General features: G+C 69.9%; 13 protein-coding genes. 5 read left to right on the top strand and 8 right to left on the bottom strand.

The window, feature by feature from the left end; translation table 11 throughout:
• The first annotated feature begins 128 nt into the window (after positions 1 to 128).
• Together FOF48_RS28720 and FOF48_RS28715 are read left to right on the top strand one after the other, a co-directional pair.
• Positions 129 to 617: an 8-oxo-dGTP diphosphatase gene (locus FOF48_RS28720; RefSeq protein ID WP_143906743.1), complete on the top strand. Its 489-nt coding sequence runs from the start codon at positions 129 to 131 to the stop codon at positions 615 to 617.
• 33 nt (positions 618 to 650) lie between these two features.
• Positions 651 to 1,265, top strand: coding sequence for a DUF2780 domain-containing protein (locus FOF48_RS28715; protein WP_370456609.1), 615 nt, complete (start codon positions 651 to 653; stop codon positions 1,263 to 1,265).
• 32 nt (positions 1,266 to 1,297) lie between these two features.
• Here FOF48_RS28715 and FOF48_RS28710 read toward each other — a convergent pair whose 3' ends face one another.
• Positions 1,298 to 2,443, bottom strand: a complete 1,146-nt coding sequence (locus FOF48_RS28710) for an acyl-CoA dehydrogenase family protein (RefSeq protein ID WP_143906738.1) — start codon at positions 2,441 to 2,443, stop codon at positions 1,298 to 1,300.
• Positions 2,444 to 2,547: 104 nt separating this feature from the next.
• On the bottom strand, positions 2,548 to 3,378 hold the full coding sequence (locus FOF48_RS28705) for a hypothetical protein (RefSeq protein WP_143906735.1): 831 nt from the start codon (positions 3,376 to 3,378) through the stop codon (positions 2,548 to 2,550).
• A 351-nt stretch (positions 3,379 to 3,729) separates the two neighbouring features.
• Here FOF48_RS28705 and FOF48_RS28700 point away from each other — a divergent pair, with 351 nt between their 5' ends.
• Entirely contained in the window at positions 3,730 to 5,859 is a 2,130-nt protein-coding gene (locus FOF48_RS28700; protein ID WP_143906734.1) for an ATP-binding domain-containing protein, read from the top strand.
• On the opposite strand, the gene FOF48_RS28695 is transcribed toward FOF48_RS28700, so the two are convergent.
• The gene (locus FOF48_RS28695) at positions 5,850 to 6,533 is read right to left on the bottom strand and encodes a hypothetical protein (protein WP_143906732.1); all 684 of its coding nucleotides are present in this window, start codon (positions 6,531 to 6,533) and stop codon (positions 5,850 to 5,852) included. The two genes, FOF48_RS28700 and FOF48_RS28695, sit on opposite strands and share 10 nt — an antisense overlap.
• Before the next feature lie 279 nt (positions 6,534 to 6,812).
• On the opposite strand from FOF48_RS28695, the gene FOF48_RS28690 reads away from it, so the two are divergent.
• Positions 6,813 to 8,117, top strand: a complete 1,305-nt coding sequence (locus FOF48_RS28690; RefSeq protein ID WP_143906730.1) for a pectin acetylesterase-family hydrolase — start codon at positions 6,813 to 6,815, stop codon at positions 8,115 to 8,117.
• A 98-nt stretch (positions 8,118 to 8,215) separates the two neighbouring features.
• On the opposite strand, the gene FOF48_RS28685 is transcribed toward FOF48_RS28690, so the two are convergent.
• From FOF48_RS28685 to FOF48_RS28665, 5 genes are all read right to left on the bottom strand, one after another.
• Positions 8,216 to 9,601: a DUF1552 domain-containing protein gene (locus tag FOF48_RS28685; protein WP_143906728.1), complete on the bottom strand. Its 1,386-nt coding sequence runs from the start codon at positions 9,599 to 9,601 to the stop codon at positions 8,216 to 8,218.
• Positions 9,602 to 9,612: 11 nt separating this feature from the next.
• Complete coding sequence (locus tag FOF48_RS28680; protein ID WP_143906726.1) at positions 9,613 to 11,232, bottom strand: DUF1592 domain-containing protein; 1,620 nt, start codon at positions 11,230 to 11,232, stop codon at positions 9,613 to 9,615.
• A 200-nt stretch (positions 11,233 to 11,432) separates the two neighbouring features.
• The gene (locus tag FOF48_RS28675; protein WP_143906724.1) at positions 11,433 to 11,843 is read right to left on the bottom strand and encodes an SET domain-containing protein-lysine N-methyltransferase; all 411 of its coding nucleotides are present in this window, start codon (positions 11,841 to 11,843) and stop codon (positions 11,433 to 11,435) included.
• A gap of 116 nt (positions 11,844 to 11,959) precedes the next feature.
• On the bottom strand, positions 11,960 to 12,997 hold the full coding sequence (locus FOF48_RS28670; RefSeq protein WP_143906722.1) for a lysylphosphatidylglycerol synthase transmembrane domain-containing protein: 1,038 nt from the start codon (positions 12,995 to 12,997) through the stop codon (positions 11,960 to 11,962).
• Between the two features lie 139 nt (positions 12,998 to 13,136).
• Positions 13,137 to 14,519 carry a right-handed parallel beta-helix repeat-containing protein gene (locus FOF48_RS28665; RefSeq protein ID WP_186002107.1) on the bottom strand — a complete coding sequence of 461 codons (1,383 nt, stop codon included), beginning with the start codon at positions 14,517 to 14,519 and terminating at the stop codon, positions 13,137 to 13,139.
• Between the two features lie 39 nt (positions 14,520 to 14,558).
• Between FOF48_RS28665 and FOF48_RS28660 the strand changes: the two genes are divergently transcribed.
• Positions 14,559 to 14,927, top strand: coding sequence for a Spx/MgsR family RNA polymerase-binding regulatory protein (locus FOF48_RS28660; RefSeq protein WP_143906720.1), 369 nt, complete (start codon positions 14,559 to 14,561; stop codon positions 14,925 to 14,927).
• Positions 14,928 to 14,933 lie beyond the last annotated feature (6 nt).

Here is a 14,933-nt window from a genome sequence, read left to right as displayed (position 1 = left end):
ATGCCCTTCCGTGTAGGCCGTGCCTGGGAACCCACCGTGCGCAGGACCAGCTCCGCCGAAGGACCGTCCGGGCCGTGCACGCTCGCCTTCCTTGACGCCCTGTCCGAATCAGGAGAGGACCCGAGCCCATGCCCTACACCCCCATCGTCGCCACGCTGGGCTACGTGATGTCACCGGATGGCCAGCAGGTGCTCCTCATCCACCGGAACACGCGCCCGGACGACGCGCACTACGGCAAATACAATGGCCTGGGCGGCAAGATGGACCGCGACGAGGACATCGCCGCGTGCATGCGCCGGGAGATCCGCGAGGAGGCCGGCATCGAATGCACGCGCATGGCCTTGCGCGGCACCCTGTCCTGGCCCGGCTTCGGCAAGCACGGCGAGGACTGGCTGGGCTTCATCTTCCGCATCGACGCCTTCGAGGGCACCCCGCTGGAGAAGAACCCCGAGGGCTCACTGTCGTGGGTCCCGGTGGCCTCCATCCTGTCGCTGTCGTTGTGGGACGGGGACCGGCACTTCCTGCCGCTCGTGTTCGACGCGGACCCGCGCCCCTTCCACGGCGTCATGCCCTACGAGGGCGGCCACGCGGTGAGCTGGTCCTTCACGCGGCTGTAGGGCCACCGACGGGGCGTCCCGCGCCCCCCGCTCGTGCCAGCCCGCCCACTGTTTTGGGGCGCGCTTGACGCTCCGGCCCGCTACAACAGCCGCCTCCCATCTGGGACCCACGTGAAGGAGCGCGGCATGGACCTCATCGGACAGCTCTCGCAGCAGCTTGGAGTGGATGGCACGCAGGCACAGGGGCTCGCGGGCTCGCTCCTGAAGATGGTGCAGGGCACGGTGCAGGAGAAGGTCGGCCCGGACGCGGCCCAGCAGTTGGAGCACGCCATCCCGGAGCTCCAGGGCTGGAAGCAGGCCGCGGCGGAGCAGGCCCCCGCGGGTGATGGGGGCGGCCTCATGGGCGCCCTGGGCGGCATGCTCGGCGGTGGCGGTGGGGGCGGCCTCATGGGCGCCCTGGGCGGCGCGGCGGCCCACGCGGGCGAGGTGGCCAGCGTGGTGGCCATCCTCCAGCGATTCAACCTGGACGCGGGCAAGGCCACCCTGGTGGCTCCACTGCTGCTCGACTTCCTCAAGTCTCGGTTGGATCCGGGGCTGGTGACCAAGGTCCTCGCCGTGGTGCCCATGCTCACGGGCGGTGCCGGCGGTGGAAGTGGCTCACAGGGCGGCGGGCTGGGCGGGATGCTCGGCGGGCTCCTGGGCGGCTGAGGTGCCCCGGCCCCCCTGTCAATCCGGGGGGCCTACAGCGCCATCGTCCCGGCGATGATCTCCTTCATCACCTCGGACGTCCCTCCTCCGAGGGTGAGCATGCGCACGTCGCGCCACGCCCGCGCGATGTGTGATTCCTCCACGTAGCCCATGCCGCCCAGGAATTGCTGGCAGTCATACGCCACGCGCTGGGCCAGGTCCGTGGTGAGCAGCTTGGCCATGGCGATCTCCTTCACGGGCTTCTGCTTGCGTTTGCGATTGAAGAGCTGCACCGCCTGATACGTGAGCTGCCGCGCCGCCTCCACTCGCGTGGCGTGGTCCACGAAGGTGTGACGCCAGACCTGGAAGTCCACCAGCCGCTGTCCGAACGCCTTGCGCTCGCGGCCGTAGCGGATGGCTTCACGCAGCAGCCCGTCCATCACCGCCACGGTGTGGAGCGCCGTCACCAGCCGCTCCGCGTGGAAGCTGTTCATGATGTGGAAGAACCCATCGTTCTCCCGGCCCAACACGTAGCGGGCGGGGATGCGACAGTCCTCGAAGTAGAGGATGGCCATGTCCGACGAACGGTGGCCCACCTTCTGGAGCTTCTTGGACACCGCGAAGCCCTTCACATCCGTGGGCATCGTCACCAGCGAGATGCCCGGCGCCCCCTCCCCTCCCGTGCGCACCGCCAGCACCAGGAAGTCCGCGCGGGCGCCGCTGGAGATCCACGTCTTCGCGCCCTGGATGACGTAGTCGTCGCCGTCCCGCTTGGCCGTGGTGCGCAGCCGGGCCAGGTCCGAGCCCGCGTCCGGTTCGCTCATCGCCAGCGCCGCGATGCGCTCCCCCGCGAGCGCGGGGGCCAGGAACTCGCGCTTCTGCTCGTCGGTGCCCAGCTCGTTGATGACCGGCGTGGCCATCTGTCCCTGCACCATGAGCGACATCGCCACGCCGCCATTCCAGGCGCGCGCCAGCTCCTCCGCGAAGGCGGCGACGTACCAGTAGTCCAGCCCGCTGCCGCCATACGCGGGATCATGGTTGATGCCGAAGAGGCCCAGCTCACCGCAGCGACGGTACACGTCGCGGGGAAACTCGCCGGCCTGGTCCCACGCGAGCGCATGCGGGGCCAGCTCCTGCTCGACGAACTGGCGCACCGTGCGGCGGAACGCCTCATGCTCGGGGGTGAAGCGCTCATCCATGGCGGGGATGCTGTCAGGGCCATCCCCGCGCTTTCAAGTCGCCTGGCCTTCCGCGTGCGCGGATGGACGCGGGGCGTCCCGCGTCTTGAAGCACCGCGCCCGGGCTACAGCGGGAGCACGGCCACCCGGATGCCCGCGGTGAACAGCGCGTGGAAGCCGTCATCCACGTGGGTCAGCCCCACGTCGCGGGTGCCCACGCCGGTGATGTCCAGCGTCTGCGTCCCGGTGCGCACGGTGTACTGGCCCACGGACGCGGTGATGATGGGACCCACCGACAGGCCCCGGGTGATGCGGATGTCACCGCCCAGCGTGATTCGGGCGAAGGTGGGGCCCCGGTCCGTGACGTGCGTGTCCAGGTTCGCCGGGAGGACCACCCCCGGCGAGACCTGCACCTGCGTGTTGCCCTGCACGTGGCTCTTGAGGAACTCCATGCCCGCGCCCAGGCCGATCCACGGATCGAACCGCATGTCCGGCGCCACGTGGTAGCGAACCTCCAAGCCGACGCGCCACTGCTCGGTGGAGCAGTCGAAGCCCTCCGGGCACGACAGCGCGTTCGTCTTCGTGAAGACCTTCTCCCAGCTGCCCCACGCGCCCACGTAGAAGCGCGGCGTCGCGCGGAAGCCCACCTCCACGATGACCGGGATGGACACCTTCGCGGAGTCGGTGATCTTCAGGTTCTCCAACGTGCCTGCCGGACTCAGGCCGTTCTTGTAGACGTAGCCCACGCCAAAGCCCGCGTTGCCGCTCGCGGCGAACTCCGGCCCCACGCGCCCATGGCCCCGCACCGGCTTCGTCAGCTCCTCCGTCGTCATCTCCGTCTGCGTCGTCGTGGTCTCCGTCCGCGTCTCCGTGTCCTGGGCACGCGCGGACGTGGTGACTCCCAGCGCGACGGCGAGCGACAGCGTCCAGCGGAACGGCGAGTTCATCGAGATCATCCGGTACATCCTCCGTGTTCGGGATGGAGGCGGACGGAAGCAAGCCCCGGGCGCGGTTAGAAGCAACCAACCTGAGGTGCTCGCCGCCATTCGACAGACGGCCCCCTCGAGCGACCATTCGCGGACACGAACCCCACCCCCTGGGGAGGCAACCTGCCAGGGCGGATGGGAAGGGCGCGAGGCCGGGACTCCGCTGGCTCCAGCGCGACCTCCACATTAGCAAGACGGCCCGAAAAACCAACGGGTTGACCCGCGCGGGACCAGACGTCACCTTGCGCGCGCCACGGGTGCCCGCGGCCCGTGCTCCGGCGTGGCGCCGGACACCCCCGCGCGGCGTGAAAGGAAGAGGTCATGGCCGGACAGGAGCTGTCGCCCGAGGCGCTCGCGCTCATCGCCGAGGAAGAGGCCCTGTTGTCCCGCGTCCAGCAGGCGCTCTCCGAGGCGCGCCGCCAGGCCGCGGAGCGGACGCTGGACACCCAGGGGCTGATGGCGCAGCTGCAGGTGCTGCGCGACGACGCGTCCACCGCGCACGCGGCGGACCTCCCGCACGTCTTCACCCAGATGAACGAGGTGCGCTCCATGCTGGAGCGGCAGGAGACCGTGCCGCTGCCGGACGCGAACGCGCCCTACTTCGCGCACCTGCGCCTGTCCGGCCCCACCGGAGCGCGCGACTACCTGCTCGGCCGCACCAGCTTCGCCAACCTCGCCGCCGGCGTGCGCGTCATCGACTGGCGCTTCGCCCCCGTCGCGCGCGTCTTCTACAACTACGAGGAGGGCGACGCGTTCGAGGAGTACTTCGGCGACCGGCTCTCCGAGGGCGAGGTGGAGGCACGCCGGCTGGTCATCATCGAGAAGGGCGTGCTCACCCGCATCAGCACCGGCCCGCATCGCCTCCATCGCGACGCGCAGGGCCTCTGGCACTCCCGCGGGCGCGACTCCGCCTCCGTGCTCGCCGGGGGCAGCGGCACCGCCGCCCGCCCGGGCTTCCTGGGCGTGGGCCGGGGCGCGACGCACGTGGATGACGCCTTCGGCGTGACGGCGCTCCTGGACGCGGAGCAGTACGCGGCCGTCAGCACCGGCCACGAACAGCCGCTGCTGGTGCTGGGCAGCGCGGGCAGCGGCAAGACGACGGTGGCCCTGCACCGGCTGGCGAAGGTCGCCTTCGACGACGCGAAGACGTACCCGCAGGCGCGCACCAAGGTCGTCGTCCCCGAGGAGGGCCTGGCCCGGCTGACGCGCCGGCTGCTGGCGCCCCTGGGCCTGGGCAAGGTGTCCGTGGAGACGCTGGACGCCTGGTCCCTGGGCACCGCGCGGTCCGCCTTCAGCGTGCCGGGCATCAAGCTGTCCTCGGAGACGCCCGCGCTCGTCTCCCGCTTCAAGCGCCACCCGGCCCTGCGCCGCGCGCTGGCGTCCCGCCTGCCCGTGTTCAAGGGCAAGCCCCTGCCCCCCACGCTGGACCGGCTGCGCCTGAAGCTGGCGGACGCGTTCATGGACCGCGCCTTCCTGGAGGCCGTGGTGGCGGACGCGAAGGGCGAGCTGCCGCGCACCGTGGTGGAGGAGGTGCTGGAGCACACCCGCCAGCAGACCGCCGTGCCGCTGTCGCGCCAGTTCAAGGGCTACGACGAGGACCGGCTCGTCACGGTGGACGGCCGCGCCATCGAGGCGGACACGCCCGACGCGCTCGCGGGCACCCTGGACCCGGACGACCTGCCCATCCTGATGTTCCTCAAGGCCCAACGGGGCGCGCTGGGCGCGGACCGCCTGGCGCACGTGGTGCTGGACGAGGCGGAGGACTTCTCCCTCTTCGAGCTCTTCGTCGTGGGCCAGCTGCTGGGCGACAGCCGCAGCTGCACGCTCGCCGGCGACGAGGTGCAACAGACGACGGCGGGCTTCGCGGGGTGGACGGCCGCCCTGGACGAGCTGGGCATCCGCGACGCCGCCACCTGCCGGCTCCAGGTGTCCTACCGCTGCCCGCGCCCGGTGGTGGAGCTGGCCCGGCACGTGCTGGGCACACAGGCCCCGGCGGCCTCCGCGAGGGCCGGCCGCGAGGGCGCGCCGGTGGGCTTCCACCACTTCCCCGACGAGGCCCAGGCGTGGCTGTTCCTGGGAGACGCCCTGCGCGACCTGGTGCTGCGTGAGCCGCACGCGTCGGTGGGCGTCATCGCCAGCAACCGCGAAGCCGCCGAGTCCTTCCACCGCGTCATCCGCGAGATGCCCTGGGCCCGGCTCGTCCTGGAGGGAGACTTCTCCTTCGAGCCCGGCGTGGACGTGACGGACGTGGACAACGTGAAGGGCCTGGAGTTCGACTACGTCGTCCTGCCGGACGTGACGGCCCGCGCCTACCCCGCGGACGACGAGGCCCGCCGCAGGCTGCACGTCGCCGTCACCCGCTCCTCCCACCAGCTCTGGGTGGCCTCCTCCGCCGTGCGCTCCCCGCTCATCCGCACCTTCCCCGGCGCGGAGGAGACGGCTCAGGGCTGACGGCCTCCGCCGCTGGCGCGCCACTCCCGCTGCCGCTGGGCGTGGGCCTCACGGCGCACGAGCGCGTCCGACTCCTGGCGGGGGACCTCCGCCAGCCGCGCGCGGTGCAGGGTCACGCTCAGCTCCAGGAGGCCCTTGTCCTGCGACGGCAGCTTGTCGCCGTAGTCCTGCAGCAGCGTGGTCGCGAAGGCGATGGCGTCCTCGGACACCTTGCGGCGGTGGTCGTAGTACTGGTGCACCTCCTCCTCGGAGGCCTCGTTGGACTGCACCCTGCCGAAGAGGGTGTTCCACTTCGCCTCCACCTCGGCCCGGCGGCGCAGCTCCTCCGGGTCCTGGGTGGGCACGCCGGTCTCCCAGTACAGGTTGTCCGGCAGCTTCGCGCGCACCGCCTCCAGGTCCACCGGGTAGGGGCCGGGCTCCTCCTCCGGCGCCGCCTGCACCTGGGCCGCCGCCGCGGACACCAGGTCCAGCCCCCCATCCTTCGCCCGGGGCACCGCCGGGGTGGACGCGAACGCGGGAGCAGGCGCCACCGGAGCCGGGGCCACCGCGGCCGGGGGCACCCCCGGCGCGCCAACGTCTGGCGTCTGGCCACCCAAGACCAGCCACGCCCCCACCGCCAGGACCAGGACTCCCGCGGTGCCCAGGGGCAGCTTCCATCGCGCGCGCGTGCTCATGAGCAAGGCCATACCGCGCGCCCGGCGCCCGCCGCAACCCACGTCAGGCCATCCGCGCAACGCACCGCGCAATTGATACATTTAAAACATGGCCATTCGCGTCAATTCTCATTCAATGACTGACGCGAAGCGGCAATTTGGATCCTCTCCGCTGGAATGCTGCGCCCGGCATGGAATTCACTATTTTCACCGCAAGCGAACCTTCCCTGGTTACGGCTGATAAACAAAAACGTAACATCCGCGTCCGCAACCCATTCACTCCCCCTAGGAGGAAGCCGCATGAGAAGTCTTCTCTGGATGAGCCTTCTGGCCCTCACCGCTCCCGTGGGCGCCGCGCGCGCCGAGGTGCTGGTGGAAGGCATCGTCGACGTGCTGGTCGACGGCGGAAACAACTACAACTGGCAGAAGGTGACGCTGCCCAACACCAAGTGTGGCAACGGCTCCCAGTACAAGTTCTTCGTGAACAAGACGGGCTCCCCCAACGTGCTGTTCATGATGGAGGGCGGCGGCGCGTGCTGGGACTACGACTCGTGTAGCGGCCGCACGGGCATCCTGGGCGCGGCGAACCCCAACGGCATCGCCGACGACTACATGAAGCAGTTCACGGCGAAGTACGTGTCCCCCATCGTCAACGGGGCGGACCCGGGCCTGCCCTTCCGCGACCGCAAGGACATCGTCACCAAGGGCTGGAACATCGTCTACCTGCCGTACTGCACGGGCGACGTGCACATCGGCAACAACACGAAGGTCTACACGGACACCACGGGCGGCCAGGCGCCGCTCACCTGGTACCACTCCGGCTACACCAACACGCTGGCCGCGGCGAACTACGCCAAGCAGCAGTTCCCCAACGTGCAGAAGCTGCTCGTCACGGGCTACAGCGCGGGCGGCACGTCCACCTCCGCCGGCTACTACTTCATCCGCAAGGCCATCAACCCGGCCCGCGGCTACATGATCAACGACTCCGGCCCCATCTTCATGGCGCCGAACGCGAACTCCCTGTCGCGCCCCCTGCACGACAAGATCCGCTCGTCGTGGAACCTGGACTCGGTGTTCAGCCAGCTGCCGGGCAGCTTCAGCATCAGCGACATGGGCTCCATCAACCGCATGGTGGCCACGGAGTTCCCGAACGATCAGCTCGCGTACACGGGCTACACGATGGACTACAACTACTCGCGCTACTCGTATGAGCGCTTCCGCACGCCCAACGACGAGGCGTCCGTCCACGCCTACTGGAAGACGGACCAGGACGCGTTCGTCACGGAGCTGAACAAGTACAACAACTTCAGCTACTTCATCCCGCACCAGCGCGCCATCAACGCCAGCCACTGCAGCACCATCATCACCTTCGTGGGCTCGCACGCCTGCCAGCGCATGGAGAAGAAGTACTGGTACGAGTACATCAGCAGCCCGTGGCAGTCCTATGCCTGCCACAGCGAGTTCGTGCCGATGGACGTCTTCCTGGACCGCTTCATCAACGGCAACCAGCGCGTCCGCATCTACGAGCCCGCCAACAACTACAACAACGAGGACGCGGGCATGAGCATCCTCGCGCCCCTCATCAACGGCGCGCTCGGCGGGTAGTCCCCACCGTCCCTGAAGCCTCCTGAAACGAAAGCGGGAGCGGGCCAGCCAGGCCCGCTCCCGTTGTCGTTTCCAGGCCCTGGAGGCCCGCTGGGGCGCTACGTGAGGCCGGGCAGCGTGCCCGTGTAGTCCGGGTGGCCGAAGCGGTCCACGTTGACGCCAAAGGCCTGGGCGATGGAGGTGAGCAGCTTGTTGTGCTCCACCGCGCCCGGCAGCGGGCTGCCCGGCCCCGGCCAGTTGGCCAAGGGGTCCTTGTTGTTGGGGCGCAGGGACAGCATGCGGCCCATGCGGAACTTCCCGCCCGCGCCGCCCGCCAGCACCGTGGGGATGGACACGTTCATGTGGCCGGCGGCGTCACCCAGCTCGTTCCCCCAGAGGATGAGGGTGTTGTCCAGCACCGTGCCGCTGCCCTCCGGGATGGCCTTCAGGCTGTCCATCAGGCCGGCCACCTGTTCGGCGTACCACTGCTGCACCCGCACCATCCGCAGGCGGATGTTGGTGCGCTCCGGCTGGGATTGGGTGTCGGTGCGGTGGGCGATGTCGTTGTGGATGTCCTCGTTGATGCCAATCCACGGCATGGACGGCCCGGGGATGGTCATGGTCACCACGCGCGTCAGGTCACACGCGAACGCGCGGGCGATGAGGTCCATGTGCAGCGTGGTGAGGCCGGGCATGTTGTCGATGTCGCCCAGGTCGCTCAGCGCGTCGGACGGCGCCTCCGGCCGCTCGCAGTTGAGCGCGCCCGCGTTGGTCAGCCGCCGCTCGATGTCGCGCAGCGCCGCCAGGTGCGTGTCCAGCTTCGTGCCCTCGGTGGCCGCCAGCCGCTTCTTCAGCCGGTTGGCGTCCTTGATGAGGTAGTCCAGCAGGCTCTTGCGCTTGGCCAGGATGGCCTGCGCCTCCGCGGGAGAGCCGCCCAGGCCCCCGAAGAGGCGCTTGTAGACGTTGGCGGGGTTCAGCTCGAACGGCACGCGCGAGCCGTTCTCCGTGAAGGAGATGCTGTTGTAGACGTGCTGGGCGCCGAACTGCTCGAAGGCGTGCAGCTGGAGCGAGCGGAACTGGGTGGTGCCCCCCACCGTGTTGCCAATCACCTGGTCCAGCGAGGGGCCCGAGGGCAGCTCGTCGCCGCTGGACACCTCCACCTGGCTGCCGGTGAGGAAGGTGACGGGGCCGCCCTCGTGGCCGGTGCGGCCGTGCTCGTAGAGGACGCGGTAGTCCAGGCCGTCCAGCACCAGCAGCTTGTCGCGGTGGCGCTGGAGCGGTTGGAGGACGGAGTTCTCGAAGTCGATGTTGTAGTTGGTGTCGCTGCCCTTGGGCGTCCAGTACTCCGGCAGGTAGCCGTGAGGGGTGAACAGCGCGATGAAGCGCAGGGGGGCGGCTTCGGCGGCCTCGGCCACGGAGCTGGTGAGCAGGTGCGCGAAGGGCGCCGCCATGGCCGTGCCGGACAGGAGCTTCAGGATGCTGCGTCGGGAAAAGTCGCGGGACATGGGGTCTGGGCTCAACGGGTGGGCAGACGCCGCTGGGTGAAGGAATCCGAGCGCACCAGGCTGACCAACGCCTCGGTGATTTTCAGGTGGTCCGTGCGGTACGGGCCGGTGCGCATGGCGGCGAGCATCTGCGCGTCGGAGGCGTGGCCGTCACGCCCCATCGCGTAGCGCACGAGCTGCAGCGGCACGCAGTTGGCCAGCTCCTCGCTCGTCGTCAGGTAGCGCGCCAGCTGCGCGCCGCCGGTGAAGCTGCCGAGGTTGGTGGTGCCGTCCGCCGCCATCACCGCGCCGCTGGCGTCCACGCGGCGGCCGTTCTCCTCCGTGCGGTGCTGGCCCAGGCCGTCGAAGTCCTCCATGCCGAAGCCCATCGGGTCGATGGTCTTGTGGCAGCTGGCGCACGCCGGGTTGTTGGTGTGCGCCGCGAAGCGCTCGCGGGTGGTGGCGTCCTCCGACAGGGCCGGGGGAATGGTGGACACGTTCGCGGGCGGCGCGGGCACCGTGCGGCACAGCAGGCGCGTGAGCACGAACTTGCCGCGCTTGATGGGGGACGACGAGTCGAAGTGGGCGTAGGTGGACATCACGCCCGCCTGGGTGAGGATGCCCAGGCGCTCCGGGGGCAGCGTCACGCGGCCCATCCCGGTGTCGTCCACGTTGGTGCGGCTCAGGTCGCCGTAGTAGCTGGCGAGCGTCTCATCCACGTAGGAGTAGTTCGCCCCCAGGAGCTCCTCCACGGAGCCCGCGTGGTCCTTCACGATGGCGTCGAGGAAGGCGTCGCGCTCCCGGACCATGGAGTCGCGGAAGTCCACGCTGTAGTCCGGGTACACGAGGTTGTTCTTGTTGACCTTGGACAGGCCGCCAATGCCCAGCCACTCAATGAAGAACTGGCGCAGCTTCGCGCGCGCCTCGTCCGTCTTGAGCAGGCGGCGCGCCTGGGCCTCGCGCTCGTCGGGCGACGACAGCGAGCCGGCCTTGGCGGCGGCGAGCAGCGTCGCGTCCGGGGGACCGCCGGTCACCATGAAGGACAGCTCGGAGGCGACCTCGTAGGGGGTCAGCTCCACGACCTGACCCTTGCGAGCGGAGTCCGGCCCCAGCTCCGTGCGGTACAGGAACGACGCGGAGGAGAACAGCGCCTGGAGCACCAGCTCCGCGCCCGTCTCCATCGTCCCGCCCTGCTTGCCCTGGTTGAAGAGCGCCAGCAGGTCCGCCGCCTCCTCCGCCGTCACCGGCCGGCGGAAGGCGCGCTCTCCCACGGTCTGGATGAAGGAGCGCGCGCAGTCGTCCGCTGCCTTGCCGGAGGGGCACCGGTAGAGGTCGCGCAGCTCCTCCTTGCCCTGCTCCGCCAGCGTCACCGCCGCGCTGTCGATCTGATCCGCCAGCAGCGACGTCACCTGGAGCCGCTCGTGGGTGGAGAAGCCCAGGATGGTGTCCTCCGCCGCGAAGCCCTGTGCGATGTCCACGGGCGTCCCCAGCACCGCGGAGGCGGACTTGTTGAACTCGTCGCGCGTCAGCCGGCGCACGCGCGCGGGTGCCGCCGAGCTCTCCAGCGCCGCGTCCTGCCCACCGATGTTGCCGGTGCAGCCGGAGGCGGTGAGCACGAGAGCGGAGGACAGATAGAAACGACGCAATGGCATGATGTCTGGCATTCCTCGCACCCGCGCGGCGTAAGGCCCGGCGCACAGGCGCCCGGCAGTCTACTGGCTGAGGCCCTCGCTTTCAGCGGGGATTTCATTTCGAGGCGTTTTCATCTCTCGCGGAGAAAGAGAGAGAGGCGCCCATCCCGGAGCACGAAGTGGGCACGCACCGGCCCGCGGCGCACACGGTGCCGCGCGACTCAGGGAGGAACTTCCTCACCTCGGGCCGTCCACCAGTTCTCGCCATAACTGATGCAGATCTGCTCACCGGGGTGGATGTCCCGCAGTGCGTGATAGCGGAACACATCCCGGTCCACCGCGCGGCTGTAGGACGCGTTGGGTTCGGTGGCGTGGTTGTAGATCATCCCGTACCCCATCACGAGCGCGACCCAGTCGCCCTTGCGGGGCTCTTCGTGGCGGTGCCAACGAATCTCGAAGACGTAGTCGTCCAGCGGTTCGCCGCGGCACTGGCGCTGGGGGACCTTGAGGTAGTGGCACTCCTCGATGAGTTCGCCCGCCGCGATGAACACGTCGGTGAAGACGCCCATCCCCCACTCGCACGGCCGGACCTTCACGCCGGGATGGAGGAACAGCGCCGGGCCCAGGTTCATGGGGGCTTCTCTTTCGCTTCCGGTGTCGTCCACGCGGGCGAACCATCGCGCACTCCGGCCGGGCTCGGGAAGCGGCGGCGCCGCGGGCGCGGGACCTTCCAGGACTTCCCGTGCTGTCAGCCTGTCTGCCCTCCTGTCACGGGACGGTGGCGCAGGATGCGGCGCAACAGGTAGAGGCCGGGCAGCAGGGGCAGCCAGAGGGTGAAGCCGCGCAGGAGCATGGTGCCCGCGAGGGCCGCCTCCACCGGGACTCCGAGGAGGTTGAGCATGCCCACGGACACGGCCTCGTAGGTGCCCACGCCGCCGGGGATGATGGACACCGTCTCCGCCATGGAGGCGACCATGAAGGCGACGATGACGGTGCTCATGGGGACCTCCTGGCCCATCGCGCGCAGCATGGCGCCCAGCGTGGCCGCGTCCAGGGCGTAGACGCCCAGTTGGAGGACGACGCCGCGCACGAGCAGGCCGGGGTCGAGGAGCATCCCGGGCGGCACCTCCGCGATGGCCTTGAGCATGGTGCCCAGGGAGGGGATGCGCTTCGTGAAGCGGCCCGGCGTCCACTCGCGGTGCCGCGTCACCCAGAGGATGGCCAGCGGGATGACCACGGCCAGCGCGCCGAAGCCGGTGACGAGCCAGGGGATCCATTCGTTGAGTTCGGACTCGCGCCAGAGGAAGAAGAGGCTCGCGCCCACGCCCAGCGCCTGCGCGATGTAGAAGCACAGCACCGTCAGGAGCACCGCGCCCGCGGCGGTCCCGGGGCTCGCGCCCTCGCGGCGCAGCCCGCGTCCGACGAGCACCGACCCGCCCACGCCGCCGGTGGGGATGACCTGGTCGAACGCCAGCTTCATCAGGGACAGCCGCGCCAGCGCCCAGAGCGAGACGCGCAGCCGCGCCCGGTGCAGGACCACCCACCAGATGGCCGCCACGCACAGGTAGGTGCCCACCTGGAACGCGACGGCCACCAGCAGCCACGCGGGCCGGGCCTGCCGGAGCAGCTCCAGGAACTGCTTCTCCTCCGCGTGCCGGGAGAACACGAAGGCCAGGAGCGCGACGAGGAGCAGGACGCCGGGGATCCACCAGCCACGCCGGCGCTTCGCTGGGACCTCCAGCGGCTCCTCCAGGGGGGAAACCGGTTCCGCGCGCGTGCCCGCCATGCGTCTCCTTCCTGGGAATGGAATGTCCCGAGGGAAGGATGCGCTTCATCGCCCGCCGGGGCAGGGGGCGGGGCACGGCAGCCCGCCCCCCTTGCATCCAGGGAGGCGGGCCCCGCATGCGTCTATCGCCCCCCGGGACTCAGCGGGCGCAGTCGCCCGTCACCTGGGGAGCCGCGACGCCGTTGACGGTGTTGCCGCTGAAGGTGTTGCCCGCGCCCAGCACCAGCTCGGTGGAGTTGCCGCTCCCCCGGTTGCAGACGATGACGCCGCCCATTCCCGCCTGGTTGCCGGTGAACTGGTTGCCCCGGAGGGTGACGCCCGCGTTGGGGACGTCCTCCAGGTAGATGGTTGCGCCCGGCCCCTTCACGGCGGCGTTGTTCTCGAAGACGTTGTTCTCGATGAGGTCATGGTCGGGCTGGAAGTAATGCAGCGCTCCTCCGCCACCCAGGTCGTAATGCTGGGTGCCGTTGGGCCACGCCTCGTAGGCGCGCGGCTGGAGGACGTTGGCCTGGCTGCCCCGGAAGGCGGACAGCGTGTTGTTGCGGAAGGTGTTGCCGCGCACGATGGAGTTGCGCCCGTGGGTGATGCACATCGCGCCGCCGCCAGAGGTGGCGCCGTCGCCCGTGGCGAAGCGGTCGATGTCGCGGGTGCGGTTGTTCTCGAAGACGGTGTCGGTGACGACGGAGCCGTCGGTGAACATCAGGTCCAGCGCGCCGCACTTGCCGGAGGACTCGTTGTCGCGGAAGAGCGAGTGCTGGATGGTCACCGGGCCCGGGTAGTACGCCCAGAGCGCGCCCCGCGTGCGGTCCCGGTCGCCGTTGTATTCGTTCTTGCGCACCTTCTCGAAGACCATGTGCTGGAAGACCGGGTCGCCGTCCCCCTTGGACTGGTCGCCGAAGAAGTTCATGCCCCACCAGCCATGGGGGTTGGTGGAAGTGAACGTCACCGGCGCCCCGGCGGTGCCCTGCACCAGGATGCGCCCGTACACGCGCAGCTCCACGCGTCCGTTGTGGTGGTTCATCACGTCCTGCGCGCCATCGCGCACGTCCGCGTTCGTCACCGCTGGGTTGCCCTTGAAGTCGATGACGACGCCCGGCTCCACCGTCGTCGTCTGCCCCTTGGGGATGGTCACGATGAACTGGGCGTTGCCCACGACGTGGTACGGGGAGCCCGCCCGCGTCAGGCGCGCGGGCATCGTGCCCGTCACCTGCGTGCCCGCGTCCTGCGGGATGGGGGCGCCCCCATCGGTGCCCCCCGCATCCGGAGCGCCCGCGTCGGACGGCCCCGCGTCGGAGGCTCCCGCGTCGGATGGGCCCGCGTCGGGGACTCCCGCGTCACGGTTCTCTGAAGGGCCCGCGTCGCGCGGTGGCACGCCCGCGTCGTCGCGGCCTGGAGTGCCGCTGTCGGGGACGATGCCGGAGGGATGCTCCTCCTGTGGTTCGGCGCCTCCCGAGCACGCCACCACGGCCCCCCACAAGCAGAGGACGGACAGGACAACGTGGACACTGGAAGGGCGGTTCATGGTCTCATTCCCCGGAGGCGGTCTGGTACAAGCCCGCGCATGGCCGATGACATCCTCGTGCTGGCGTACTCCGGATGCGACACCTGCAAGAAGGCGTTGAAGTGGCTGGAGGCGCGCGGCGTCTCCTACCAGACGCGCCCCATTGTCGACCAACCGCCCACCGTGGCGGAGCTGCGCCAGTGGATTCCCAAGAGCGGCGTGTCCGTGCGCAAGTGGCTCAACACCAGTGGACAGAGCTATCGCGCGCTCGGGAAGGAGCAGATCGACGCGGCCTCCGATGAGGAGCTGGTGGAGTGGCTCTCGAAGGATGGGAAGTTGGTGAAGCGTCCCGTGCTGATCAGCAAGGAGGCCGTCACCGTGGGCTTCCGCCCCGAGGCCTACGACGCGCGCTTCCCTCCGCGCGGGTAGCGGGGC

The organism is Corallococcus sp. Z5C101001, assembly GCF_007352635.1.
Lineage (GTDB): Bacteria > Myxococcota > Myxococcia > Myxococcales > Myxococcaceae > Corallococcus > Corallococcus silvisoli.
This window is presented reverse-complemented; position numbering and strand designations above follow the sequence as displayed.

Coding starts and splice junctions, on each gene's coding strand:
- FOF48_RS28720 (WP_143906743.1), top strand. CDS start 129: ATGCCCTACACCCCCATCGTCGCCACGCTGGGCTACGTGATGTCACCG.
- FOF48_RS28710 (WP_143906738.1), bottom strand. CDS start 2,443: ATGGATGAGCGCTTCACCCCCGAGCATGAGGCGTTCCGCCGCACGGTG.
- FOF48_RS28705 (WP_143906735.1), bottom strand. CDS start 3,378: ATGATCTCGATGAACTCGCCGTTCCGCTGGACGCTGTCGCTCGCCGTC.
- FOF48_RS28700 (WP_143906734.1), top strand. CDS start 3,730: ATGGCCGGACAGGAGCTGTCGCCCGAGGCGCTCGCGCTCATCGCCGAG.
- FOF48_RS28695 (WP_143906732.1), bottom strand. CDS start 6,533: ATGAGCACGCGCGCGCGATGGAAGCTGCCCCTGGGCACCGCGGGAGTC.
- FOF48_RS28690 (WP_143906730.1), top strand. CDS start 6,813: ATGAGAAGTCTTCTCTGGATGAGCCTTCTGGCCCTCACCGCTCCCGTG.
- FOF48_RS28685 (WP_143906728.1), bottom strand. CDS start 9,601: ATGTCCCGCGACTTTTCCCGACGCAGCATCCTGAAGCTCCTGTCCGGC.
- FOF48_RS28680 (WP_143906726.1), bottom strand. CDS start 11,232: ATGCCATTGCGTCGTTTCTATCTGTCCTCCGCTCTCGTGCTCACCGCC.
- FOF48_RS28675 (WP_143906724.1), bottom strand. CDS start 11,843: ATGAACCTGGGCCCGGCGCTGTTCCTCCATCCCGGCGTGAAGGTCCGG.
- FOF48_RS28670 (WP_143906722.1), bottom strand. CDS start 12,997: ATGGCGGGCACGCGCGCGGAACCGGTTTCCCCCCTGGAGGAGCCGCTG.
- FOF48_RS28665 (WP_186002107.1), bottom strand. CDS start 14,519: ATGAACCGCCCTTCCAGTGTCCACGTTGTCCTGTCCGTCCTCTGCTTG.
- FOF48_RS28660 (WP_143906720.1), top strand. CDS start 14,559: ATGGCCGATGACATCCTCGTGCTGGCGTACTCCGGATGCGACACCTGC.